Source organism: Pseudoxanthomonas sp. CCNWLY206-1 (assembly GCF_039710385.1).
Taxonomy (GTDB): Bacteria; Pseudomonadota; Gammaproteobacteria; order Xanthomonadales; family Xanthomonadaceae; genus Pseudoxanthomonas_A.
In genome coordinates this window covers 71254-95470 of sequence record NZ_JBDKXI010000002.1, presented here as the reverse complement: position 1 = coordinate 95470, position 24217 = coordinate 71254, and the positions used below count along the sequence as shown (strand labels likewise).

The 24217-nt window shown below is 59.6% G+C and carries 20 protein-coding genes and 1 tRNA gene; 11 read left to right on the top strand and 10 right to left on the bottom strand.

Annotated elements, in window-relative coordinates; all coding sequences use genetic code 11:
* Positions 1-96: 96 nt before the first annotated feature.
* Positions 97-369, bottom strand: coding sequence for a 30S ribosomal protein S20 (rpsT, locus tag AADW18_RS04605; protein ID WP_337342199.1), 273 nt, complete (start codon positions 367-369; stop codon positions 97-99).
* Between the two features lie 113 nt (positions 370-482).
* Between rpsT and murJ the strand changes: the two genes are divergently transcribed.
* From murJ to AADW18_RS04575, 6 genes are all read left to right on the top strand, one after another.
* Positions 483-2102: a murein biosynthesis integral membrane protein MurJ gene (gene murJ / locus AADW18_RS04600; RefSeq protein ID WP_337342198.1), complete on the top strand. Its 1620-nt coding sequence runs from the start codon at positions 483-485 to the stop codon at positions 2100-2102.
* A 355-nt stretch (positions 2103-2457) separates the two neighbouring features.
* Positions 2458-3405 (top strand): bifunctional riboflavin kinase/FAD synthetase, encoded by a 948-nt coding sequence (locus AADW18_RS04595; RefSeq protein ID WP_337342197.1) that lies wholly within the window; start codon positions 2458-2460, stop codon positions 3403-3405.
* A complete protein-coding gene (gene ileS / locus AADW18_RS04590; protein WP_337342196.1) occupies positions 3402-6233 on the top strand; it encodes an isoleucine--tRNA ligase in 2832 nt (943 codons plus the stop codon). The genes AADW18_RS04595 and ileS overlap by 4 nt, the downstream gene beginning before the upstream one ends.
* A 134-nt stretch (positions 6234-6367) precedes the next feature.
* A complete protein-coding gene (lspA, locus tag AADW18_RS04585) occupies positions 6368-6871 on the top strand; it encodes a signal peptidase II (RefSeq protein WP_337342195.1) in 504 nt (167 codons plus the stop codon).
* Between the two features lie 51 nt (positions 6872-6922).
* Positions 6923-7873: a 4-hydroxy-3-methylbut-2-enyl diphosphate reductase gene (gene ispH / locus AADW18_RS04580; RefSeq protein ID WP_337342194.1), complete on the top strand. Its 951-nt coding sequence runs from the start codon at positions 6923-6925 to the stop codon at positions 7871-7873.
* Positions 7874-8065: 192 nt separating this feature from the next.
* A complete protein-coding gene (locus AADW18_RS04575; protein WP_337342193.1) occupies positions 8066-9664 on the top strand; it encodes a GMC oxidoreductase in 1599 nt (532 codons plus the stop codon).
* 537 nt (positions 9665-10201) lie between these two features.
* Here the strand turns inward: AADW18_RS04575 and AADW18_RS04570 are convergent.
* The 4 genes from AADW18_RS04570 to AADW18_RS04555 form a co-directional block, all read right to left on the bottom strand.
* Positions 10202-12025 (bottom strand): hypothetical protein, encoded by a 1824-nt coding sequence (locus AADW18_RS04570; protein WP_337342192.1) that lies wholly within the window; start codon positions 12023-12025, stop codon positions 10202-10204.
* Between the two features lie 146 nt (positions 12026-12171).
* The gene (locus tag AADW18_RS04565) at positions 12172-12318 is read right to left on the bottom strand and encodes a hypothetical protein (RefSeq protein WP_337342191.1); all 147 of its coding nucleotides are present in this window, start codon (positions 12316-12318) and stop codon (positions 12172-12174) included.
* 173 nt (positions 12319-12491) lie between these two features.
* On the bottom strand, positions 12492-12938 hold the full coding sequence (locus AADW18_RS04560) for a hypothetical protein (RefSeq protein ID WP_337342190.1): 447 nt from the start codon (positions 12936-12938) through the stop codon (positions 12492-12494).
* A 22-nt stretch (positions 12939-12960) separates the two neighbouring features.
* Positions 12961-14079: a hypothetical protein gene (locus AADW18_RS04555; protein WP_337342189.1), complete on the bottom strand. Its 1119-nt coding sequence runs from the start codon at positions 14077-14079 to the stop codon at positions 12961-12963.
* Between the two features lie 224 nt (positions 14080-14303).
* Here AADW18_RS04555 and AADW18_RS04550 point away from each other — a divergent pair, with 224 nt between their 5' ends.
* Entirely contained in the window at positions 14304-14894 is a 591-nt protein-coding gene (locus tag AADW18_RS04550) for a hypothetical protein (RefSeq protein ID WP_337342188.1), read from the top strand.
* Between the two features lie 69 nt (positions 14895-14963).
* On the opposite strand, the gene AADW18_RS04545 is transcribed toward AADW18_RS04550, so the two are convergent.
* Both AADW18_RS04545 and AADW18_RS04540 read right to left on the bottom strand, forming a co-directional pair.
* On the bottom strand, positions 14964-15617 hold the full coding sequence (locus AADW18_RS04545) for an MltR family transcriptional regulator (protein WP_337342187.1): 654 nt from the start codon (positions 15615-15617) through the stop codon (positions 14964-14966).
* A 3-nt stretch (positions 15618-15620) separates the two neighbouring features.
* Positions 15621-16115 carry a hypothetical protein gene (locus AADW18_RS04540; protein WP_337342186.1) on the bottom strand — a complete coding sequence of 165 codons (495 nt, stop codon included), beginning with the start codon at positions 16113-16115 and terminating at the stop codon, positions 15621-15623.
* Between the two features lie 341 nt (positions 16116-16456).
* Here AADW18_RS04540 and AADW18_RS04535 point away from each other — a divergent pair.
* A tRNA-Thr gene (locus AADW18_RS04535) sits at positions 16457-16532 on the top strand.
* Between the two features lie 126 nt (positions 16533-16658).
* Here AADW18_RS04535 and AADW18_RS04530 read toward each other — a convergent pair.
* Positions 16659-17132, bottom strand: a complete 474-nt coding sequence (locus AADW18_RS04530; protein ID WP_337342185.1) for a DUF6265 family protein — start codon at positions 17130-17132, stop codon at positions 16659-16661.
* Positions 17133-17230: 98 nt separating this feature from the next.
* Here AADW18_RS04530 and AADW18_RS04525 point away from each other — a divergent pair, with 98 nt between their 5' ends.
* Both AADW18_RS04525 and AADW18_RS04520 read left to right on the top strand, forming a co-directional pair.
* On the top strand, positions 17231-17575 hold the full coding sequence (locus AADW18_RS04525) for a DUF6678 family protein (RefSeq protein ID WP_337342184.1): 345 nt from the start codon (positions 17231-17233) through the stop codon (positions 17573-17575).
* 442 nt (positions 17576-18017) lie between these two features.
* A complete protein-coding gene (locus tag AADW18_RS04520) occupies positions 18018-19838 on the top strand; it encodes a diguanylate cyclase (RefSeq protein WP_337342183.1) in 1821 nt (606 codons plus the stop codon).
* 155 nt (positions 19839-19993) lie between these two features.
* Here the strand turns inward: AADW18_RS04520 and AADW18_RS04515 are convergent, their stop codons facing one another.
* Positions 19994-20392, bottom strand: coding sequence for a VOC family protein (locus tag AADW18_RS04515; RefSeq protein WP_337342182.1), 399 nt, complete (start codon positions 20390-20392; stop codon positions 19994-19996).
* 142 nt (positions 20393-20534) lie between these two features.
* Here AADW18_RS04515 and AADW18_RS04510 point away from each other — a divergent pair, with 142 nt between their 5' ends.
* Positions 20535-23246 (top strand): bifunctional acetate--CoA ligase family protein/GNAT family N-acetyltransferase, encoded by a 2712-nt coding sequence (locus AADW18_RS04510; protein ID WP_337342181.1) that lies wholly within the window; start codon positions 20535-20537, stop codon positions 23244-23246.
* Here AADW18_RS04510 and AADW18_RS04505 read toward each other — a convergent pair.
* Entirely contained in the window at positions 23241-24212 is a 972-nt protein-coding gene (locus AADW18_RS04505) for an ankyrin repeat domain-containing protein (protein ID WP_337342180.1), read from the bottom strand. The genes AADW18_RS04510 and AADW18_RS04505 overlap by 6 nt on opposite strands.
* Between the last annotated feature and the right edge of the window lie 5 nt (positions 24213-24217).

Below are 24217 nucleotides of genomic sequence, written 5' to 3'. Positions count from 1 at the left end.
AGCGGAGCAAGCTCCGCGCTACGTATTCATGGCGGAGCAAAGACAACAAAAAACCCGGCCGAAGCCGGGCTTTTTTGTTTTCCCGTCAATGCCGTATCAGGCGGCGACCTGAAGGGCCTTGATGCGGGCGGTCAGGCGGCTCTTATGGCGAGCAGCCTTGTTCTTGTGGATCAGGCCGCGCGAGCTGAAGCGGTCCAGAATCGGCTGGGCCACGGCGAAAGCGGCTTGGGCGCCAGCGGCGTCGTTGGAGTCAAGGGCCTTGAGCACTTTCTTGACGGCGGTGCGCAGCATCGAACGCTGACCTGCGTTGCGCGCATTGCGCACGACGGTCTGCTTGGCGCGCTTCTTGGCGGACTTGATATTGGCCACGGTGGGTTCCTGAAAGCTGGGGTAGAGATGAAATTGCGGGAAATTAGACAGAAAAGTATGGACTATTCAGGGGTTTGGGTCAACCCGGGTCGTCCGGCCGCGGGGAGTGCCCGATGAGCGGCCACCGCCTGCTGCGGTCCTCGGTCATTTTCAGCGCGATGACTTTCATTTCGCGGGTTTCGGGACTGGTCCGCGACCAGATATACGCCATCGTGTTCGGGGCGAATCCGGCCATGGACGTATTCATTGCCGCGTTCCGGATTCCCAACTTCATGCGGCGGCTTTCGGCCGAAGGCTCGTTTTCGATGGCTTTCGTACCGGTGCTGGCCGAGTACAAGGAAAAGCATGGACCCGAGGCCGTGCGGGAGTTGATCGACCGGGTTACCGGCACCTTGACTGCCGCGCTGGTGGTCATGACCGCGCTGGTTATCGCCTTCGCACCTTGGCTCACCCAGGTCATAGCGCCAGGCTTCGATGCGGGCGGCGAGAAGCACCAGTTGCTGATCGAGATGCTGCGCCTCACCTTCCCGTACGCGTTGTTCATCTCGCTGGCCTCGCTGGTTGGCAGCATCCTGAACAGCTATCAGCGCTTTGCCATTCCCGCACTGTCGCCAGTCCTGCTCAACCTGGCGATGATCGCCGCTGCTCTAGGCTTGGCTCCGCTGATGGATGGTTCCGTCATGGCGTTGGCCTGGGGCGTGTTCTTCGCGGGCATCCTTCAGTTGTTGTTCCAGTTGCCAGCCCTTGCCAAGTTGGGATTGCTGCCGCGCCCCAAGTGGGGTGCTGCCCATGCCGGCGTTCGCAAGATCATGAAGCTGATGGTGCCAACGCTGTTTGGCTCGTCCGTGGTGCAGTTCAACCTGCTGTTCAACACCATGGCGGCGTCGTTCCTGATCGGCGGCAGCATGACCTGGCTGTACTACAGCGACCGTCTGCTGGAGTTCCCCCTGGGCATGTTCGGCGTAGCCATCGGCACGGTGATCCTGCCGCATCTATCCAGCCGCCATGCAGTCACCGATCCGGAAGGTTTTTCCAAAGGGCTGGACTGGGGTTTCCGCCTTTGCCTGCTCATCGGCATTCCGGCTTGTTTGGGCTTGATTCTCAGCGCCGAACCGCTGTTCGCGACGCTGTTCCAATATGGCAATCTGACCGCAGAAGACACGCGCATGATCAGTTGGAGCCTGATGGCCCAGTCCACTGCGGTGCCTGCCTTTCTGCTGGTGAAAGTGCTGGCGCCGGCGTTCTACTCGCGTCAGGACACGCGCACGCCGGTGAAGGCGGCCGTGGTCTCGGTGTTGGTGAACGTGGTGGCCACCGTTCTGTTCTTCGTCGGTCTGCTGACGCTGACTGAGGCCGGGCAGGCTGCGCTGGTGAAGGCGGACGGCCGGTACTTGGACGCGCTAGCCCACATCCCCGGTGCGCATGCATTGCTGGCGCTGGCGATTGCGGTGGCTGGCTGGACCAATGCGGTGCAGTTGGCGTGGTATCTGCGCCGCGCCGGTGTCTATCAGCGCCAGCCTGGCTGGGGCCGTTTCCTGCGTCAGATCGGCGCCGCCTCTCTGGCCATGGCCGTGGTACTGATCGCCTTTCGGCTGCTCTGGCCGGACTGGTCGGACTGGGCCTGGTGGGAGCGCGGTTGGCACTTGGCGGTACTGGTCGGCTCCGGTGGTGTGCTGTATGCGGCGCTGCTCTGGCTGCAAGGCATCCGCCTGCGCGATCTGAAGGGGCATTGAGACTGGACGGGCCGGCTATACTTCATGGGATGTGCGCATTTTCGCCTCGGTTCGGCCGTTCGGTCGCACCACACCAATCAAGAGTCCAGGGCCTGTTAACACTTATGGAGTATGCCGCGTTGTTTTCCAATGGCCGCCATGTGGTGTTGCGCAGCGCCGCGCCTTGCTGGTGGCCAGGTCAAGCTGCGCGGCGCCGCATGGTGGCCATTGGAAAACAACCCGAAGGGCCGGGCCTGTGGACGCGCGTGGCCGCGTCATCACTCGGTTGCGTATCGACATACGCGCCCTCGTTCTTCCTTGCCTCGCACGCCCACAGGCCCGGCGCGGCATGCTCCATAAGTGTTAACAGGCCCTAATGAGCAGGCTGTTTCGTGACGTCGATGGCGGGCCTTTGTGTCCGCAGGGAAGCGTGGTCTGCATCGGCGCCTTCGATGGCCTCCATTCGGGTCATCGCGCGCTGGTGCGCCATGCGGTCGCGCGCGCGCGCGAATGCGGCGCGACGGCTGCGGCCCTGACCTTCGAGCCGCTGCCGCGGGAATTCTTCGCCAGAGATAATCCGCCACCGCGACTGACGCTCGCTCGCGCCAAGGTCGAAGGGCTGCACGCATTGGGCGCGGACCTGGTCGGTCTGCTGCGTTTCAACGCCGCCCTGTCGGCGATGAGCGCAGAGGATTTCGTCAGCACGGTGTTGGCAAAGCGCTTGAAGGCGCGGGAAGTGTGGATCGGCCCCGAATTCCGATTCGGCCATCGCCGCGGCGGCGACCTTCCCCTGTTGCAGCGCATGGGCGCCGAGCTGGGTTTCTCCGCTGGCGAAATCGAGCCCGTGCATCTGCAAGGCGAGCGCGTCTCCAGCACTCGTATCCGCGAAGCGCTGCGCAACGGCGATTTCACCAGCGCGGCACGCCTGCTGGGTCGCCCGTACGCTATCGGCGGACGCGTGGTGCGGGGCAAGCAGTTGGGCCGCACGCTGGGCTTCCCCACCGCCAACTTGCGCTTTCCGAAAACGCCCGCCTTGTCCGGCATCTATGCCACTTGGGTGCATGGCGTGGGCGACCATCCGATGCCTTCGGTTTCCAGCTTCGGCACCCGGCCGACGGTGGAGGGCGTGGAGCCCCTGCTGGAAGCGCATCTATTCGATTTTGATGGCGATCTGTACGGCCGCCATATCGAAGTCGAGTTCGTCGCCAAGCTGCGCGACGAGTTGAAATTCCCAGATCTGCCCAGCCTGACCGAGCAGATGCAACGCGACGCCGAAACTGCGCGTCGTCTCCTTACTGCAGAAAAACAACGAGCGACGGCGTGACCCAGGACTACAAAGCCACACTAAATCTACCCGCAACGGAATTCCCGATGCGTGGCGACCTGCCCAAGCGCGAGCCGGATACTTTGGCGCGCTGGGAAGCCGATGGCTTGTACGCGCAACTGCGTGACAACGCCAAAGGCCGTCCGCTGTTCGTGCTGCACGACGGCCCGCCCTATGCCAACGGCACGATCCACTTGGGCCATGCGGTCAACAAGATCCTCAAGGACATCATCGTCAAGTCCAAATACCTGGCTGGCTTCGACGCGCCCTACATTCCGGGTTGGGATTGCCACGGTTTGCCGATCGAGATCGCCATCGAAAAAAAGTACGGCAAGGTGGGCGTGAAGCTGGATGCGGTGGAGTTCCGGCAGAAGTGCCGCGAATACGCCAATGGGCAGATCGATATCCAACGCAAGGACTTCAAGCGCCTGGGTGTGATCGGTGATTGGGAAAACCCGTATAAAACGCTCGACTTCCGCTTCGAAGCCAACGAGATACGCGCGCTTGCCAAGGTGGTCGCCAACGGTCACCTGACGCGTGGCGTGAAACCGGTGCACTGGTGTTTCGATTGCGGTTCGGCACTGGCCGAAGCGGAAATCGAATACCAGGACAAGGTTTCGCCTGCGGTCGATGTCGCCTATGCGGCGCGCGATAGCCAGGCGCTGGCGCGGATATTCGGCGTGGAGCTGCCGGCGGGCGTCGATATCGCGCTGCCCATCTGGACCACCACGCCCTGGACGCTCCCGGCTTCGCTGGCGGTGTCTTTAGGCGGTGATCTGGAATATGCCCTGGTCGAAGGTCCCCCGCATGACGGACATCGCCGCTGGTTGATACTGGCTGATGCCCTCGCGGCGCGCGCGCTGCAGCGATATGGCGTGCAGGAAGCCGTCGTGCATGCGCGCGTTAGCGGTACGGCATTGGAAAACCAGCTGCTGGCGCATCCGTTCTATGCCGAACGCGACATTCCCGTCGTGCTGGGCGATCACGTGTCCGCTGAAGACGGCACCGGCGCCGTCCACACGGCGCCTGGCCATGGCCAGGACGACTACGTGGTGGGCAAGCAATATGGCCTGCTCGAAAAGTACACGGCGGCGCAGCTCAATCCGGTGGACGGCCGTGGCGTGTATCTGCCTTCGACACCGCCTGCGAATGGCGTCGAACTAGCCGGCCTGCATATCTGGAAAGCGAATGACGTGCTTGTCGACGTACTGCGCGAGAACGGATCGCTGCTGGCATTCGCCAAGTTCGAGCACAGCTATCCGCATTGCTGGCGCCACAAAACTCCCATCGCATTCCGTGCCACACCGCAGTGGTTCATTTCGATGGAGCAGGCCAATCTGCGCGCCGATGCGCTGGAAGCGATCAAGCATGTGGGCTGGTTTCCGCAATGGGGCCAGGCACGCATCGCCGGCATGGTGGAAGGTCGCCCGGATTGGACCATCTCGCGCCAGCGCACCTGGGGTGTGCCGATCGCCTTGTTCGTCCATCGCGAAACCGGTGAGCCGCATCCGCGCAGCGTGGAACTGATGCATGCCGTTGCCGACCGAGTAGAGCAGGGCGGCGTGGATGTCTGGTACACGCTGGACACGGCTGAACTGTTGGGCGCCGAAGCCGCCGACTACGACAAGATCACCGACATCCTGGATGTCTGGTTCGACTCTGGCGTGACCCATGAAGGCGTGCTGCTGGAACGAGGATTGGGCAAACCAGCCGACTTGTACCTGGAAGGTTCGGATCAGCACCGCGGTTGGTTCCAGTCGTCCTTGCTTACCGGTGTGGCCATCGACAAGCGTGCGCCGTACAAGCAATGCTTGACGCACGGTTTCACCGTGGATGAGCACGGCCGCAAGATGTCCAAGTCGTTGGGCAATGGTATCGAGCCGCAGGACATCATGAAGAACCTGGGCGCGGACATCCTGCGCCTGTGGATCGCCTCGGCGGACTACAGCAACGAGATGTCGCTGTCGCAGGAAATCCTGAAGCGCAATGCCGACGCCTATCGCCGCCTACGCAACACCGCGCGCTTCCTGTTGGGCAATCTGCATGGATTCGAGCCCGCGGGCGATCTATGCCCGCTGGAAGACATGGTGGCGCTGGACCGCTGGATCGTGCACCGCGCCTGGGAGACCCAGCAGAAGATCGTCGCTGCCTACGAGCGCTACGATTTCGCCGAGATCGTGCAGGCGCTGTTGAATTTCTGCAGTGTCGACCTGGGTTCGCTGTACCTGGACGTCACCAAGGATCGTCTGTACACCATGCGCGAGGACTCGCGCGGCCGCCGTTCGGCGCAGAGCGCGATGTACCACATCGCCGAAGCCTTCGTACGTTGGATCGCGCCGGTACTCAGCTTCACCGCCGACGAGATGTGGAATTACTTGCCCGGCAAACACGCCGGCAATGTGCTGTTCGCCACGTGGTACGACGGTCTGGCGCCGATGCCGGCGGATGGTGCGTTGTCCGCGGAAGACTTCGATCAGCTGCTGGCGTTGCGCGAACAGGTTTCCAAGGTGTTGGAGCCGATGCGCGCCAACGGATTGATTGGCGCCGCGTTGGAGGCGGAGATCGCAATTTCCGTCAACGCCGCGACAGCCGCCAAGTGGCAGCCGTTGGCCGAAGAACTGCGTTTCCTCTTCATCAGCGGCGACGTTACGGTAACGCCGGTGGACGCGGACGAAGTCTTCGTTCTGGCCGAACCGACCAAGAAGACGAAGTGCGTGCGCTGCTGGCATCACCGCACCGATGTCGGCGTGCACGCCGAGCATCCGGAGTTGTGCGGGCGCTGCGTGAGCAATGTGGAAGGACCGGGAGAAGACCGGAAGTGGTTCTGAGTCGTGCTGTCTCCGCTTGAGGGAGTCGTCCGTTCGTATTCCTGCAGCACGCTTTCGGTGACCCGATAGCCCATTCCCTCATCCGCCTTCGGGCGCCTTCTCCCGGAGGGAGAGGGATTAAAAGTAAAGGCCTTATGTCCAAACATCCAAAACCCAACGCGTTGATCTGGCTGATTCTGTCGGTGGTCGTCATCGTGTTGGACCAATGGTCGAAAGCCTGGGTGCTGCGTGAATTGCCGGAGTACACCTCGATCCCCGTCATCGAAGGTTTCTGGAATTGGTTTCGTACCTACAACACCGGCGCTGCATTCAGCTTTCTGAGCGACGCCGGTGGTTGGCAGATATGGTTCTTCACTGGCCTGGCCGTGGCGATCAGCGGATTGCTGGCATTTTGGCTTTCGCGTGCCGCCCGTGGCGACTGGCGCCAGGCGTTGCCGTACTCGCTGGTGATTGGCGGGGCCCTGGGCAATGTCATCGACCGGCTGATGCATGGTCACGTGATCGACTTCATCCAGTGGCACTGGCGCGATCACTATTGGCCCGCGTTCAACCTGGCCGATTCGGCCATCGTGGCCGGTGCGGTCGGTATCGCCCTGTTCGGGCTGTTTGACGGCAAGCGTAGTAAGAAAGCGGGATAATGGCATGCCAACGTCCCTGTTGAAGAATCCGCCTGACCGGACGGTCTCCCTATGAAAGTCCTGCTCGCCAATCCCCGCGGTTTCTGCGCCGGTGTCGACCGCGCCATCGAAATCGTCAAGCGCGCCATTGAAACGTTGGGTGCGCCCATCTACGTTCGCCATGAAGTGGTGCACAACCGATTCGTCGTGGACGATCTGAAACAACGTGGCGCGATCTTCGTGGAAGAGCTGGATGAGGTGCCGGATGGCGCCACCGTGATCTTCAGCGCGCATGGCGTATCTCAAGCCGTGCGGAAGGAAGCCGAGCAACGCGGTCTGAAGGTGTTCGATGCGACTTGCCCGCTGGTCACCAAGGTGCATTTCGAAGTCGCACGCCATTGCCGCGCGGGTCGCGACGTGGTGCTGATCGGACACGCCGGTCATCCGGAAGTCGAAGGCACCATGGGGCAGTGGAGCGCCGAGGGCGGCACCGGGCACATCTATCTGGTCGAAGACATCGATCAGGTGGCTTCCTTGCAGGTCGGGCAGCCGGAAAACCTCGCCTACACCACTCAGACGACGCTGTCGGTAGACGATACCGTCGGCATCATCCGAGCGCTGCAGGACAAGTTCCCGAAGATGCAGGGACCCAAGAACGACGACATCTGCTACGCCACTCAGAACCGGCAAGATGCCGTGCGCGATCTGGCCAAGCAATGTGATCTGGTGCTGGTGGTTGGTTCGCCCAACAGTTCCAACTCCAATCGCCTGCGCGAGCTGGCGGAGCGTGATGGCGTGGAGGCCTACCTGATCGACGGTGCGCAGGAAATCGACCCCACCTGGGTCACGGGAAAGCAGCGCATCGGTGTAACCGCCGGCGCCTCCGCCCCCGATGTGCTGATCGAAGGTGTCATCCAGCGCCTGCGGGAGCTGGGGGCCAGTGGTGTCGGCGAGTTGGAAGGCGAGCCGGAGAACATGGTGTTCGCCTTGCCCAAGGAACTGCGGCTGCGGTTGGTAAGCTAGCGGAAGCGCTCCCCTGCGGGCGCCGGGCCGCTCTGCCGGACCTTGAGTATTCCATTTACCTGCCCATTGGCCGGCCATCGCCGGCTTTTTCGTCTCTGCTAGTTAGGTTCGGCCCGAAAATAGCTTTCGGCCATTCGAACGGGAGGCGAGGTGATATCCGACTATCGAAGCGATCCGTTTTCGGAGATCGAAGTGGATCTTTGCATCATCGGCGCCGGCCCGGCGGGCATCACCATCGCCCGACGATTCCTCGGCGGGTCGGTGACCGTTTGCGTGCTGGAAAGCGGCGGCACGGGCGCTGAAACAACCAGCCAGATGCTGTGCGAAGGAAGTTCGATCGGCCAGGCCTCCTTCAATGCCGCCAACTGCCGCATGCGTGCCTTTGGCGGCAGCACCAATGTGTGGGGCGGCGGCTGTATCCCATTGTCCAATCTCGACCTCGAAGCCCGCCATTGGGTTCCGCATAGTGGCTGGCCGCTGAGCTATGAACAGCTGCAGCCTTTCTATTCCCGCGCCCGCTCGCTATTGAAGATCGACGGGCACGACTTCGGCGAAGGTTCTTTTCATACGCCCCCTGCGCGGAAGCCTCCGTCTTTCGACGAAGACAAGCTGATCAACCGCAATTTCGTTCTCAGCCCGGTCTACTTCGCCGAAACCTACGGAGACGATCTAAAGCGCGCACCCAATATCCAGGTGTTCCTGCACGTCAACGCACTGGAACTGGAGAGTTGCCCTGATGCGCGGAGCGTTCGCCAGGTGCGCGTCTCCTCGCTCCACGGGCAGCGTGGAATCGTGCGCGCGAAGCAGTACGTCCTGGCCGGCGGTGGAATAGAAAACGCACGGCTGCTGTTACTTTCGGATTCGGTGGCAACAGCGGGGCTGGGCAATGACCATGACCTGGTCGGTCGCTATTTCATGGATCACCCCAGTGGAACCTTGGGAACCTTGACCACCGGCGCCCCGGAGTCGGTAACCCGGGCCTATAACCGGAAGGGCGGAAAAGGCATCGCCCCGGCCTTTCCGGAACTTTGCCTGTCCGAGCCAGCGCAACGCGAAAATCGCCTTCTAAGCGGCCGGGTCCGGCCGATTGCGGTGGAGGGTCCGGTTCCCCGGGGCCTGGCCGCTTTGCGTGGTTTGCGTAAAGCCTTGCGTAAGCCCACGCGCGACGATTCGATGGCGTTGGAAGGAAAGATCCACACCGGCACAGGCATGGCGGGTTCCGACGAACCGCAGCCGGCGCGAACGATAGGCTCGTTGGCGCTGGATATCGGCGTAGGACTGGGAGACATCGCCCGGGCCATGCTGCGCAAGAAGGCCGGAAAGCCCGCCGTGGAAACCGAGCGCGTCGACGTGGTGGGCTTTTTCGAACAAGCCCCCAATCCGGACAGCCGGATAACGCTCGGGCGAGAAGTCGATGCATTGGGTCAGCGCAAGGTGTGCATAGACTGGCGGCTGACCTCGCTCGATTGGCACACCTATCGGACCGCTGCTGCAGTGTTCGGATCCGAGCTGGCGCGCGCCTGCAACGGTCACTTCCAACTCCAGCCTTGGCTGGCCAGTGGACGCGATGAAAGCCCGCAAATCCAGGGAACCGCCCACCACATAGGCACCACGCGCATGGCCGAACACCCCCGCCAGGGCGTGGTCGACCTCAACTCCCGCGTCCACGGCATGAGCAATCTTTATGTCGCTGGCAGCTCGGTATTCCCCACCGGCGGGTGGGCGTTTCCCACGTTCACCCTGGTATCCATGAGCCTGCGCCTGGCGGACCACTTGGTGCTTTTGTTGTGATTAGGGTTAAACCCAGCGTTTGGGGCGACGCATCAAGTATGCGCCGCTCTGCCGTATGATCCCGACGAGGATGATCCTCGTTACGGACGGACACGCAAGTAATGCCAACTGCACTCGATGAACGACTAAGCCGACGATTCTGGTTTGAACATAGTTCCGGGGAACGCTTGTACCCATACAAGCTGCGGGACAACAAGACCCGGCGCGTCACGTACCGAGTTGCTGAAGGGCGGGCGCCAACAAGGTGGAAAACCAGTTGCAGTTAGATGACGTTGAAGACGTGTACCGGTATGTCTTCAGCAAAGGCTATTCGGTACGGATGTGCTCCATCGATGGCAGAACCGAAGGGTTGTATGCCAAAGACGGTTACAGCATTGTCCGGACTTCGGAAGACTAGCGTTCGAATCGACTTGGTGGGAATTGCCCTCAGTAGGAATATGGAAGTCCTAGAACGGTGCTGGAACTGCTACCCCGAGCGCGCCGAAGTGGAGGGCAGGGTGGGTGCACTCCATACAGGGAATCTGGTCGAAGCGTCGCTCAGCCACGCGCACCAATGACGGTTAAAGCTCCGCCCAAGCCGGCTATTTGGTGAGAGGCGCTGTTCAGCAACGTGCAAAGCTGTGCGTGAGGCTTGGAATTTCCAGGATTTCGGAAAACGGGTCGCAGGGTGTGTGGCTGAACGATCACAACATGGAAGTTGATTCTTCCCGAATTCCAAGTTGAGATGTGCTTAATGAAGTCCGCGGCTGGCAGTACGGTTGCCGCGCCATTTTTGACATTCCAGGCTGGCTTCTGGCTGTTGGCTGGCACTCTGGCATCTAATGCTGCAACGACATTTGCTTTGTTTAAGCTACTGATGTTCTTGATCGCTTGGTTGATCACAACGTCATGTGCCGATACCGATATCAGGCGACTTGGCTGATCTGATCCTGCAGCCTTGACGTGTATCAACGTCAGGTGGTGGTGGTTGTCTAGTGTGGTTGCATGTATGAAATCAGAGATTTCGCCGGAGCCGTCATCGCAAAGGAGCCAATCCGGTTGTTCAGTCATCTTCAAGTGTGAAAGGCGCTTCGCTTTTGTTCCGCGCTTTAATGCATGATAGATCCACGAGAACAGCGAGTCTTCTCCAGCACTTCCAATATTGGACAAGAAGGCGCCTATCGCGGGTTTCAATGGCTTCTCTTTTAATACGTCAAAGCCAGAGAAATCTGCCCAATACATGCTATTGAAGGGCGCGTTCTTGTAGCTGACCTCATAACAGCCACCGCCCGTAATGGCATGGCCACTGTCGTACCAAGCCTGAACAAGAGGCGGATGGTAAAAGATTCTGGCGAACTCCTCTAGCTTTCCAGACTGTCCCTTCTGCGTGTTCACCTTCGCGGTTGCGAACTTTAGCTGGCTGCGGGAAAGCGTCGGCTCCGCGTGAACCTCGCCAATGTATGAAAGAAGGCCATTGTGCTTATGGTGGACTCGCACGCGAATTAGATTGTCCTGGACAACTTGATGAATTGATTCGAATTCATACTCGGAGGCAATCTTGTCGAGGAGAGCGATCCTGGCTGTGCCGAACCCTGATCCGCTGAAGTTGGTCGGATCGATGATTGCGAAATCGTAGGCACCCTTCATTGAAGCTGTGTTGCTGATGGGGTGTGAGACGGTATCCAGTGGTGTGCTTGATGAAGTTCCTTTCGCTTTGTGGAGTATGTCCGTTAGCGCGTCGCAAGCGGCAAGAAATTCCGGCCAAGTGTTCATCCGATATAGCCAGATGTATGCCTCGGTGAGGTTTACGCCGAAAGTTCTGTCCTTGTGAAAAAGCTCGACATTGCCGCGCAGAGAGTTGTACGAGTAACTTTGGTCGCCGCTAGGATCGAGCGCCATTCGCAAATCAGATCCGGTTAATGCTTTGCTATCTGCCTTGACCGACGTTTTGTTGTGTATGCCGTGCAGCCACAGGGTCTTTACTGCGCTTCCTTCAATGAACGCATAGTTCAATACTTCTCTGGACACTTTTGATACCGGAAATGTATCCCCTTCGAGGAGGTCTAGAACTATCTCCCGGACGTCGTTGTCCGAACAGTGGAATACAAGGTAGCCGTTCGCTAACCCGACAGTGAAGTAGGCGTACGTTACTTCGAGAACCCCAGATTTCGGTGCCCAATGTGGTGGTCGCTGGTGAGAGAAGAAGCACGTTAGATATCTTCCGCCATGCGCGTTGTCATGATCGTGCGATATCCAAGTTGCCTTGAGTTGTTGATTGACCCTTTTCTTTAGGGTCTGCACGACTAAGGTAAGCCCGATTGGCTTGTCGGCTGCGGCGAGCACAACGCCGCAATATGGGACGATGTCATCAGTATTAAGCATGGCTTGTCCGCATGGTTGCTCCCCAGCAACGCAAGATGCTTTCCGTGCTTCCCGAAAGCGGATTGGCCGATCCTCTACCCGAATGTGATGGAAGTCAAGTGCATTCAGGTGTTGGTAAATGAGTGTACCGAGGAGTGGTGACTTGGCTACTCATTCAGTGCTACGCAGGAATAGGGATTCAAGCACTGCTGGCCGTCGGTATCTTTGCAAGCATTGGCGTTCAATGCCTCGGTCACTTCTTTGCACGATACGGCATCGTCCATAAAGCCATGGACGGTGATGACGTGGTTCATCTGGATTGCCAAACTTGATGGTTCCGTAATCAGGGAATGCGCCTGATTTGTGCGTTGCAAAGAATTTTCTCGGGGCATCCAGAGATGAGCCACTGTCCATCGTGCAGGATGCCAAGGCCGCGATGCAGATCAAGGTCAGGGGTCGGGCTCGCATAGGGATGGCTATGGAAGAATCAAAGCACTAGCGGTCTTACTAGAACCCAGCACGCTACCGAGCCGCCAATCAGCAGTGCCGAACGAAGAATCCAAATGGAATGGATGTATTCGGTGCCTTTGTCCTTCGTCGCCCACGTCTTGTAGAACTGGAATCCCAGCTTGTCCCGTGCAGCATCCAGTCGCGCTTGTCTGACAACGATGGAGCTCTGAAGCTTCGTGAGAAGAATCTGGCCCGCCGTGACCACGAGGACGGCGAGCCCGGCGAGGATGATATGTTCGAATGGTGTAGTGCTTTCACCAAGTAGCTGTTTTGTACCTACCAGTGCAGCCAGTAACAGGAAGGAATGATTGGTCAAGGACCACTGCTGGGACTTGAAGTAGGTTAGGTCATTGACGGTGATCTGATAGATCATCATCTGGCCTTCGCGGTCACTGGTTGAGCCGTCCGGCGCTATGCTGTCCATTGTGGTTCCGGCTTAGATTGGCCTAATTGCAAGTTGTGGTCGCCGAGTTCCCGTAGCCTACCGTTCTGCAAGTCACCGTCTTAAGGCTGTTCAAGAAACTTTGAAAGTTTGCTTGCTGCTGCGCGCGCGCTTGGGACTGCATCGCAGCGGCTTGATCCTGCATTGCCATGGCCTTTTCGCGTTCGGCAGCAATTAGGCCCCGTTCAAACATTTGCTTCTGCTGGATGGCGTCCTGCTGATCCCTGATCTCTGCTTCCTTCTCGATAGCGAGGTAGTCGAACTCCTCGACCGAAATTTCCTTCTTGGCAAGCCGGGAGGCCAACAGGCGGTAGTAGGTGACCAGTTGCTTCTGGCGATGGGCCTCCAATGCCTGGGAAAAGTCGAGTTCGGCTTCCTTGTACTCGACCGCAGCCTGGCCGTAGGAGATTTGCCCGGATGCATGCCTTTGGCTGATTAGCTCGCCTTGGATGTTCAGCTTCGCAAGGGCAGCAGTTCCACCATAGGCATCGGTCAGCTTGTCGTCTCGAAACACCGCAACTACTGGTCCGCAGTTGTAGGGCAGCCCATTGGCCAGGAAGCCGGTGTACTCACGGATGACGAAGCCCGTGCCGGGGATCTGCTCGGTTGTGCGAGGCATGCGTGCAAGCGGCTGGCTCGCCGAGATCGCCACATAGGGCGTGTCCTTCGAACTCTGTAGGAAGCTGAAGTCGCTGCACATTGTGGACAGTGACGCGGCGATCTCGTTGGTCAGCAGCTTGGTGAAGTCGTTGTACGAACCGTGGATCTTGCGTTCGCCGTTAGAGCCCTGCTTGAAGTCCAGTTCCCGACTGTCGGCATAGGTAACAGATACCGACTGGGGAGTGGTCGTCAGATAGGCATAGATCACATGCCGGTTATTCCATTCCTTGGTGACCCGCATGCGGTAGCCGCCCGGAACCTCGGTCATCCCGTATGAGCCATCCACCTTCCAGTCGTTCTTGGACGACTTGACGGCTTCGAGGGCAACGCCCAGCAGCTGCAATGGATGCCGTTGCGGGTTTATCGATATCGGGGCCGGTTCCTTCAGAGTGGCCGCGATGGAAGGCAGCGAGCCCAACGCAATAGTGAAGCCCACGGCAAAGGCAGTGAATCTGGTGCGCATCCTTGTTGTCCCCTTACAGATCAGTACTTTGGCGCTATGGCATGCAATTGCTGGGCCACCCCGGGTGCAATGATGCGCCTTCTCGGGCGTTTGTGGATGATCCCGCTCGCCTGAGGGATACTGAAGCGAGGGGGGCGTGCGCTAAATGTTGCCTTCCGTGGACATGTCACTCCCCCGTTGGGCCGTTACGACTTCATTGCATTCCTGATCTTGAGGAACTGAGCATGCGCATCTGGTTGCCCATCATTGTGGCGTTGGTCGGCATGAGCATCGCCGGCCCGTCGCAAGGCATAGAAGTCCAGAACGACAGATTCACGGGGAAACGCTCCGTGTCCAATACCGTCAGCCCGGCCAAGGGTGACCTGCAGACGCCCATACGTGTGTTCAAGGTGGTGCAAGAAAAGACGGGCCAAGTCACCTACGGCGCGATCTTCATGACCGTAGCGAGAGAGTGGCGATACTTGAATTGCCATTCTTTCGATTGGTTGATCGACGGTGAGCCTATGAAGCCCATCGAGCCGGCAGCTCATCGCGGAGAAGTGGTGAGGGGAGGGACAGTGTCGGTCTTGGAAGTGGTGTACATGGGCCTATCCCGTGAACAGTTTCAGCAATTGGCTGATGCACAGAAGGTTGAGTACAGGATCTGTCGGGACGAGTTCCAACTTACCGGGGAAGATCTGGTGGGCATCAAGGAAGTCATGCGGCTGTTCGACGACCCTACTGCCGTACCGGCCAAGGAAGCGGAGTCCCCCGCGAGAACGGATATCAAGCCACCCACCTCTGGGGATATGAAGTACGTGCCACGCATCCGCTGAGTGTCATGTGATGAACAGTTCTGTGTTGTGCATGATGTCAGAAGGGTGAAACTACAGAACTGCGGGCAATCAGGTTTTACCTGCCTCTCCGTTTTGTTGAGCTGGTGCCGGTCCAATGGTTCCAGTTGCACTGAACTTGATCCGGGTACTGGCTGCCAAATCGTATACTTCCATTGCCAAGTCTGGGCCCAAATACTCCAGCGCATCGTCGGGAACAGCGTCTAGGTACTGCCGAAGGAAATCGACTGCCCCCTGGAATGCGGCGCGCGGAGGTTTGAGGACGCCACGCATCGCGTCAATAACTGCGTCGCTGAGGTTTTTCCGTAAAGCGGATCTTGCCTTTTCCGTGCCGGCAAAGTACGAGCTTATCGACCTAAAGTTGGAGCACTGGTCGCGAATAGATTGATCATCGAACGTCAGGCCATGATCAAAGCTATGCGCAAACCGATTTCGCACCTCGCGCACTATGTTCAGATCTTTGAAGGCATCATCGCTAATCCATCCCAGTGAATGGCTTAGTCTGATCTTGACGGAGAAGCTTCCCAGTGGTCTTCCATTTGCAAGAAGCTCGTCAGGCTGACCAATCAGTCTCGATCGAAACAACGACTCCAGACGTGCATCAAGCATTGCTGCGCCGAGAATGGCACATGCCCGATCGGTTTCTTCGCGCAGGCGGGCATTGAATTCGTCTACGTCGATCTTGAAAGATTCTCTCTTTGCCATGTTCTACGTGCCTTGCTTAGATTGATCCGGCCTAACAATAGTGGTTCGCAGTGGGATCCGATCCCCAGCTTGTACTTTTTCTTGGAGATGCCGAAGGGCTGCTGCTGAGATCTGATGTAAGTTCGTCTTGGACAGCTTTCTGTTCATAACGGCCTGCCAAGCGATCTCACCGGGACCGTTAAATATTTCATCAAAGGAACCATCTGGGTGCACATGCACTGCCAGGTAGTAGCTCGGGATGTGATCACAAGGAAAGCTAAATTTCCCTCTCATAGATGCCTTTATCTGGACGAGCCTTCCGTCGCTTGTTTTCGCATCGTGATGCTTCTGCATGTCAGGAAAAAGCTCAAGCTGGTACGCCTCCTCAACAAGGATTTCGCCGATATCCCCCACCAGACGACCATCTAGGGTGAACTTCTTTTTTGGGTAGGCGTTGCATAGCTCGTCTACGACTGCGAGCATCTTCCGGACGGCGATGGGAATGGTGATTTTTGACATTGCGTTCCTCGCCTCTTGTAGGACTGAGGCATGTCCCCGGTTTACCAGAGGCTTATCCCAGCCCCGACAGGCTGGCACACGCCCCAATCCCCGTTGCCATGATGCCCCCGATCCGGCGCGGGCCGCCATATCCCAGACGATTGATCAGCCGAAGGCACACCCGGTCCCATCGAGGAGCAAGGCCCCTCTGGCCCTTGGACATCAGACACTTGGCGCGTTGGCTCTGGTGTCCATGAGCCTGGGCCTGGCCGACCATCTGCGGGTTCTGCTGTGAACGGGGCCAATCCGCGGACGATCCCGAATTGACCATATCCCGCGCGACGCCTAGAATCTGCAGCCCCGCCGGAATAGCTCAGTTGGTAGAGCGGCGCATTCGTAATGCGTAGGTCGTAGGTTCGATTCCTATTTCCGGCACCAGGTTAAGCAAAGCCCCGCTGATGCGGGGCTTTTGTTTTTTGGGCTTTCGTGAAATGGCAATGCTGGATGCGAGATGGTGTGCGTTCTTGCGGTCGGCGCTTAGTGGCTGATCCGCGGTTCTCAGCGTCAATCGTGTCGCAGCTCGCGTTCGAACTTGAAGTCCTCGGCTTTATTGCCGGCCGAAACCCTGACGTGCAACTGTCGGCCGTCTTTTTTATATTCGATCTTCTGCGGAAAATCGTGCGCGGGATTCTCGAATGAGAATCCACTTGTACTGAGCTCGGTAAGCTTGAAGTAAACCGGCTGCGCATTTTCCGGAACATCGGCCACGTAATAGACCGTGCCGTCTTTCGGCACGATGCGCAGTTTTTCCTCGAACGTGGTCTTGCCGTCGCGCTCGGTTACGCCAACACCCGCGAAACCCTGCGCGCCGTCGTATGTCCAACGCTCGTAACCGCTCTGACCCTCAGGCAGGTCGACACGTTGCCAGGTACCTGCGAGCCAAGCCATCTTCTGCAGCTGCGCAGGCGCATCCGCGGCCTGCAGGTCGCCAGGCACGGCGCCGACCAACAACATTGCGAGCAAGAGGATCTGGCGCATGATTATCCTATTGATCCGTGAAGAGCGATGGCGACGGTTCGTTATTATTTCAGTGGTCCCAGGCAGGCCGCTTGGCTGAAGTGTAGGGGCTTTCGGGGATGCTGGTGCAGATGAAGTGGGATGACGTGGTTGAGGTGGTCGGGGACTTGCGGCTCGAAGTCCGCGTCAAGTGCCGAGGGCTCGAGCTGCCTGGCAGGTGGACGTCATTTCTGATCGTTCCTGTTCCGGGATACCTGGAATCCTCACCCTGTGGTCCTGTTCCATTCCCGGATGTCGAGTGGATCGATGTCAATCCTCTGCGCATTACCGAGCGAGGGCGTCTTGTCACCCCGCTCATTGAAGATATGTCTGCGGAACTGCAGTCCCGCATTGCGGCGTTGGGCGTGGAGAGCATCGTTGAGAGCGACAGCGTACGGATTCCGGGGCGCACGGCGAATCCCTGATTTGTGGAGCAGAAACTCGTACCCCAATCTGATGTCTCTACTTGCGTGCTCGTGCTCTCGTTGCCATTGTTTCTCTTGCAACGAAATCAGCGACAGCTTCCATGTACCGGTTGGCAAGTCTGCCACGTCGTCAGGATGCCGTAATCGCCACCAAGCCCGTGTCCGCCTGATTGGATTCGCGTCAGCCGCAAAGCCACAACGTGGCGGGCGTATCAGTTGCTGACATTCGGGAAGACGCCGATGCGAGCGTCATTGCCGGTGATCGATATCGAGCCGGTGAAATCCGTGACCGTTCCGGGCTTGCGGGAATGTGATGACTGCACTCGTGTGGATTGCAGGTTTGTGCGAGCCGTTGGGGATGCCTTCTCGCGGAGGCCTAACCGATTCAGAACGCTGGACTATTAGCTTAGTATTCGAACGCACCTAGCGGCGGATCTACCGAATGCCATTCAAGTTGCCAACACGCCCGTGGGTGGACCAGCTCACGATGGGGTTCCTGATAGGGGCTACCGCATGGTTGTCCCTGACGTTGGCGAAGGGGCCCGGCGAACTCGCTGCGATCTGGATCGGCAACGGCATATTCACGGGTTGGTTGCTTTCCAAGCCAACCTCCGCCTGGCCTGCATACCTGGTTACGGGCTTCCTGGCCGGTATCGCCGCCGAGCTCCTGTCCGGCAGCTCGGGGCTCTATGCCGTACTGATAAGCCTTTGCGATCTCATCGAAGTGCTTACGGTAGCGGGCGCGGTTCGCTACAAGATTCCCGATGTGGGTGACCCTAAGCGCTGGGTCAGCCTGGGAGGCGTTGCCACCGCCAGCACGTTGGTGGCGTGTGCCTTGTCGGGCTCACTCGCATCCGCCGTGACCTGGTTTGTCTACGGCAGCACGTTCTGGACCAACTTCGTCAGTTGGTACGCCGCGCACGTTGTCGGCATGGTGATCATCGCAACCACCACGTTGGCCATTCATCGCCAGGGATTCCGCACTCTCGCGCCATCAGGCAAACGATTCAGTTTCATCATCAGCATGGCGCTCATCGCGGTCATCGGGGTCGCGGTGTTCCTGTCCGACTATCCTCTGCTTTTCATGACGTATCCGCCATTACTACTGGGGGCCTTTCGGCACCGGTTCCTGGGCGTGGCCGGTGGCGTCATTCTCTTGGCCACGATCGGCAGCGCCTTCACGTCGGCGGGCCATGGTCCTTTGTGGCTCCTGGAAGACATCGGGAGCGCGGGGAGGATCGCGCTGCTTCAGTTGTATATCGCGGGTGGTTGCCTGATGACGATCCCCGTGGTGCTGGCCATGGCCGAAAGGGACCGGCTCAACACCCGCATGCGCGAGAGTGAACGCAGGTATCGGTTGCTTGCCGACTATTCCGGGGACCTGATCGTTCGACTCACCGCGACCGGTGAGCGTGTCTACGTATCACCGTCATCGAGCGACATACTGGGTTGGCAGCCATCTGAAATGCTGGGCCAGCGCTGGGACCTGGTCCATCCCGCCGATCGCGAAAAGCAGCGGGCGGCCATGAACGAAGTACTGACCTCCGGAGAGCCGCAGACGCTCAGGTATCGCGCCCGCCACAAGGAAGGTCACTACTTGTGGATGGAAGTCATCATGAGCCCCATACCTGGCGAGCAACAGATCGGCGACAAGGATCTGATTCTTGCGGGCCGCGACATCAGCCGCAGGGTGGCCGCTGAAGAAGCCCTGGAGGCAAGCCGGCGTGAGCTGGAGCGCCTGAGTCAAGTGGATGCGTTGACAGGAGTGGCCAATCGCCGGCAACTGGAACAACGCTTGCCTTTGGCGATCTCGCGCCTCGAACGCAGCGGAAGGCCGGTTGCCTTGATGTACTTGGATATCGACCACTTCAAGCGAATCAATGACACCTACGGTCATGCGGCCGGAGACCGGGTGATCCAGACGTTCGCGCAACGGCTTATGTCGAACGTTCGGGCCACGGATTTGGTGGTTCGGCTAGGTGGCGACGAGTTTGTCATCCTCATGGAGGACGTGACACGACTGCAGGCCGCTGAAGCGATCGCCGCCAAGATACTCAAGGCAATGAGGGAGCCGGTTGAGATAGGCGCAACTGCGCTGACGATCACTACCAGTATTGGAGTGGCGTTTGCCGCGGGGAACGTGGTCGCGGAGGATTTGATGGTGGGTGCGGATGATGCCCTCTATGCGGCCAAGGAGGGCGGGCGAGACGGATACAGGGTCATTGAAACAGGAAAGGGCAGCCATGTTGTAGGAGCGACGTAAGTCGCGACTGCACCCGCGTGCTCGTGCGCACCGCTCCCCGATAGATTTCTAGCGCCTCCGCCCTTGGCGAGAGATTTTGCTTCTTTCGCGATCGGGCAGGAAGAGCTCGCGGCGGGACGCCGCTCCTACAGGAACGTGCCCTCTCCGATTTTGCTTTATTGCCACTGATGGCCATGTTCCTCCAGGCCGGGACGTTGCCGGCGAACCACGCAGAATCGGTGCCCGGTCGGTGCTTCCATGATCCACCATGTGCGGATTTGCTGGACGCGGCGAGCGCCCAGCGCTTCCAGCCGTTGTACTTCGGCTTCGACGTCGGTCGATTCAATGTCCAGATGCACGCGGCTTGGGTGGTTTACCGCCTGCAGCAGAATGCACAGCTGCCCCTCCTCAGTGATCAGTTGCCGATAATGCGCATCTGCCGGGTCCTTGAGGTGTCGGCACTCGTATCCCAGCGCCGACGACCAAAAGTCCGCGGCGTTATCGAGGTCGGTGACTTGGCAATCGATGATGATTTGCCCGAGCCTGCTGCGATGCACGTGGAAGACCTCGCACATGTTTCCGTTTCAGGTTCACGTTAGGTCAGCGGGCATGAAGGGAGCGTAGAGCGAAGCCGTGTCGGTTCCGCTGCCGAGTCCGTGGCTGATGGCAATGGCGGCACGGCGGTGTATCTTTGGCGCACACCGTGGCAGGCCCAAGATGAGCACATATCGACTGCAGTCGGTCTTCCAGCCGGAGTCGGTGGCGATTGTCGGCGGAAGCCCGCGCGAGCGTTCGGTGGGCCGCATCGTGCTGCGGAATTTGCGCGAAGGCGGGTTTGCCGGGCCCATCGGTCTGGTCAATCCGCGCCATCGCGAGATCGATGGCGTCGGCGCAGTATCGCGCATCGGCGATTTGCCGTGGACGCCCGAACTGGTGGTGATCACCGTGCCGCCGCAGGTGCTGCCGGATGCTATCCGCGCCGCCGCGGACAAGGGGGCTTCCGCTGCCGTGGTGCTCACCGGAGGCCTGGGTGAAGGGCCGGGTTCCATCGCCGAACAACTCGAAGCGCTTGCGCGTTCCAGGAGCCTGCGCATCGTCGGGCCGGGCAGTTTCGGCATCATGGCGCCACGTGCCGCGTTGAACGCCAGCATCGCGGCACGTTGCCCGCCACCGGGCGACTTGGCGCTGATCTCGCAGTCCGGCGCAATTGCCGCGGGGTTGGTCGAATGGGGCATGGCACGTTCGATCGGATTTTCCGCGGCGGTTTCATTGGGCGGTTCGCTGGATGTCGATTTCGGCGACTTGCTCGATTTTTTCGCCACCGATTCGCATACGCGCGCGATCCTGCTGTACGTCGAATCAATAAAAGACGCACGTAAGTTCATGTCCGCGGCCCGCGCCGCGGCCCGCGCCAAACCCGTCGTCGTGGTCAAGTCGGGCCGCCATATGCCGGTGATAGGCGAGACGTTCACGCATACCTCGGCGTTGGCGCGTCCTGACGCGGTCTACGACGCGGCGTTCCGGCGTGCGGGCCTGCTGCGGGTCATGGCGTTGGACGAATTGTTCGCTGCAGCCGAAACCTTGCACCGGCTCAGCACGTTTCCCGGGCGCCGGCTGGCGATCGTCACCAACGGCGGCGGTGTAGGGGCATTGGCGGCCGATCGCCTCGTCGACCTCGGCGGGACCCTGGCGACGCTGTCGGACGAAACGGTGCGCCGTCTGGACAAGACGCTGCCGGCGGCTTGGTCGCGTTCCAATCCAATCGACATCGTCGGCGATACCGACAAGACAGATTACGAGGCCGCGCTGGAGGCGGTGCTGACCGACCCGGACAACGACGCCGTGCTGGTGGTCAATGTGCCCACCGCGCTTTCGTCTTCCATCGAAACGGCACAGGCATTGACGCGCGTGACCGGCGAACGTCCCCGGCATTCCGGCGGCAAACCTGTGTTTGCGGTCTGGCTGGGTGACGACGGGGCGATCGAGACCCTCAATGCAGCGCGAATACCCAGCTATCCGACGGAAGCCGACGCGGTACGTGGATTCATGCATTTGGTGCGTTACCGGGAGGCGCAGCAGGCATTGATCGAAACACCGCCCAGCTTGCCCGAGGATTTCAGCGTCGACCTCGCCGCAGCACAAGCCATCGTGGCGGAAGCGCTCGCGGTTGGCCAAACGTGGTTGGGTCCCCAGGCGACCGTTCGCCTTCTGGATGCGTACGGGATTCCGGTTGTTCCGGTTGCAGTGGCGGACAATCCCGACGCCGCCGTGATCATGGCGGCGCCGCTATTGGCTCGCGGTGAAGCCGTTGCCGTCAAGGTGCTGTCACCGGACATTCCGCATAAATCCGATGTCGACGGCGTGCGGTTGAATCTGGTCAGCGAAGAGGCGGTGCGCACGGCAGCAGAATCCATTCTGTCCCGCGCTCGCGCACTCAGGCCACAGGCGCGCATAGAAGGCGTGGTGGTGCAGCCAATGATGGTCCGGCCGAAGGCGCGGGAGTTGATCGTCGGCATCGCGGATGATCCGACCTTTGGTCCGGTGATCGTATTCGGGCGTGGCGGCACGGCGGTCGAAATCATCGATGACAAAGCGTTGGCATTGCCGCCGCTGGATCTGCGGTTGGCGCATGAGTTAATCGGGCGCACTCGCGTGTCGCGGCTGTTGAAGGCGTACCGCGACATGCCCGCCGCGGATGAGCGCGCCGTGGCGCTCGTGCTGGTGAAACTGGCGCAACTTGCAGCGGATATCCCGGAAATCCGCGAGCTCGATATCAATCCGCTACTGGCCGACAAACATGGTGTTGTCGCGGTCGATGCCCGTGTGGCGATTTCCAAGCCTCGCCGCCTGCACAAAGGTCGCGGGCACTCCCGTTTCGCCATCCTGCCTTATCCGAAGGAATGGGAAAGGACGATCATCCGCGCTGATGGCCATCCAGCATTCGTCCGCCCGGTGCGCCCTGAGGACGACGCGATGTTCCGCGATTTTTTCGCGAAGGTGACCGAAGATGATCTGCGCCTGCGTTTCTTCCAGGCGGTGCGGCATTTCAGCCACGAATTCATCGCCCGATTGACACAGATGGATTACGCGCGCTCGATCGCCTTGGTCGCCATCGATCCCGAGAGCGGCGAGATGTTGGGCGCGGTACGTTTGCATGCCGACGCCGACTACGACCGCGGCGAATACGGCATCCTCGTGCGCTCCGATCTCAAGGGGCAGGGGATCGGCTGGCAGCTGATGCAGATCATGATCGAATATGCGCACTGGCTGGGGCTGCGTGTCGTCGAAGGACAGGTGCTGCGCGAAAACCGCACCATGCTGGCGATGTGCCAGCAGCTCGGTTTTCGGGTCGTGCCCGATCCGGATGATGCTCTGCTGGTGGACGTGGTGCTGTCGGTCCGGGAAGACCCGGTGACCGAACACCTATAGCAGCGGGATGTCCTTTTCTTCGCTGGGCAGGCCGAGCTTTTGCCTGCGTTCTTTCAGGTATATGGGCATGGGCGGTCGTTCGATGCCGCGGTCGCGGAGCCAGTGCTGGCACTTGCGTTGCCACTCCACCATCTCGGGTTTGACCGGCAGCCAATAGATTTCATCGACGATGGGCATACGGGTGGGATTAGCCGATCCAGGTTGCGTCGGCGTTGTCCTGGTAACGTCAGGTCCTTTTTTGAGAAGCCAATGGACTTTATCGAAATTGCCAAAGCTTGAGTACCAACCGACGACCGTGTTGTAGCTGCCTGCTTCGTACAGGCCTTCATTGATATTGGCGCCGCGCTCGATCAATAACTGCACGTTTGGCCATTGGTTGCGCAAGTAGGCAACATAGGTCAGCGCTTCGCCATTGGAATTATGAGTGTTCGGATCGCCTCCATGATCCAGCAGCATCGCCAGATAGCGGGAGTCCGGCTCAGAAGCCGCCAGCACCATCGCGTTGTTACGCTGCTGGCCACTTTTGCGCTTCGCATCGATGCGGCGAGCATTGGGGTCAGCGCCGGCTTCCAGCAACAACCGTAGCCCGGTCAGGTTCCTATTTAGGACAGGCCAAGCCACCATCGGCATCGCCTGATCCGTGAAGATAGTGTCGGGGTTGACGTCTTCTTCCTTGATCAAACGTCGGATCGCAGTCGCGTCGTTGCGGTCGACCGCCTTCGCCAGTTCCAGCGCTTTGCCTTCGAAGTAACGCTCGGCAGTGAAACGCGGCGTGGTCCGTTCGGTGGGCGGTACCGCCCAGCAGGCTGTGAGGTTGGCGAGCAATCCCACAATGGCCAGCAAGGCCAGTAGCGATAATCGCATCCGTTGCGGAGGCATAGGCATGCAGTCCGGGGCAATTGTTAAAGTGGGCAATGGTTCCGTTGCGTTGACAACCCTAAGCAACGCTGGCAGGTTGGCGAGCATTGCCG

Excerpts from the sequence above, each read along its gene's own strand:
- AADW18_RS04565 (WP_337342191.1), bottom strand. The coding sequence starts at position 12,318 with ATGAACCACGTCATCACCGTCCATGGCTTTATGGACGATGCCGTATCG.
- AADW18_RS04505 (WP_337342180.1), bottom strand. The coding sequence starts at position 24,212 with ATGCTCGCCAACCTGCCAGCGTTGCTTAGGGTTGTCAACGCAACGGAA.
- ispH (WP_337342194.1), top strand. The coding sequence starts at position 6,923 with ATGAAAGTCCTGCTCGCCAATCCCCGCGGTTTCTGCGCCGGTGTCGAC.
- AADW18_RS04545 (WP_337342187.1), bottom strand. The coding sequence starts at position 15,617 with ATGGCAAAGAGAGAATCTTTCAAGATCGACGTAGACGAATTCAATGCC.
- AADW18_RS04520 (WP_337342183.1), top strand. The coding sequence starts at position 18,018 with ATGCCATTCAAGTTGCCAACACGCCCGTGGGTGGACCAGCTCACGATG.
- AADW18_RS04560 (WP_337342190.1), bottom strand. The coding sequence starts at position 12,938 with ATGGACAGCATAGCGCCGGACGGCTCAACCAGTGACCGCGAAGGCCAG.
- AADW18_RS04550 (WP_337342188.1), top strand. The coding sequence starts at position 14,304 with ATGCGCATCTGGTTGCCCATCATTGTGGCGTTGGTCGGCATGAGCATC.
- murJ (WP_337342198.1), top strand. The coding sequence starts at position 483 with ATGAGCGGCCACCGCCTGCTGCGGTCCTCGGTCATTTTCAGCGCGATG.
- AADW18_RS04595 (WP_337342197.1), top strand. The coding sequence starts at position 2,458 with ATGAGCAGGCTGTTTCGTGACGTCGATGGCGGGCCTTTGTGTCCGCAG.
- AADW18_RS04530 (WP_337342185.1), bottom strand. The coding sequence starts at position 17,132 with ATGCGCCAGATCCTCTTGCTCGCAATGTTGTTGGTCGGCGCCGTGCCT.
- AADW18_RS04510 (WP_337342181.1), top strand. The coding sequence starts at position 20,535 with ATGAGCACATATCGACTGCAGTCGGTCTTCCAGCCGGAGTCGGTGGCG.
- AADW18_RS04540 (WP_337342186.1), bottom strand. The coding sequence starts at position 16,115 with ATGTCAAAAATCACCATTCCCATCGCCGTCCGGAAGATGCTCGCAGTC.
- lspA (WP_337342195.1), top strand. The coding sequence starts at position 6,368 with ATGTCCAAACATCCAAAACCCAACGCGTTGATCTGGCTGATTCTGTCG.
- AADW18_RS04525 (WP_337342184.1), top strand. The coding sequence starts at position 17,231 with ATGCTGGTGCAGATGAAGTGGGATGACGTGGTTGAGGTGGTCGGGGAC.
- AADW18_RS04570 (WP_337342192.1), bottom strand. The coding sequence starts at position 12,025 with ATGCTTAATACTGATGACATCGTCCCATATTGCGGCGTTGTGCTCGCC.
- AADW18_RS04555 (WP_337342189.1), bottom strand. The coding sequence starts at position 14,079 with ATGCGCACCAGATTCACTGCCTTTGCCGTGGGCTTCACTATTGCGTTG.
- AADW18_RS04515 (WP_337342182.1), bottom strand. The coding sequence starts at position 20,392 with ATGTGCGAGGTCTTCCACGTGCATCGCAGCAGGCTCGGGCAAATCATC.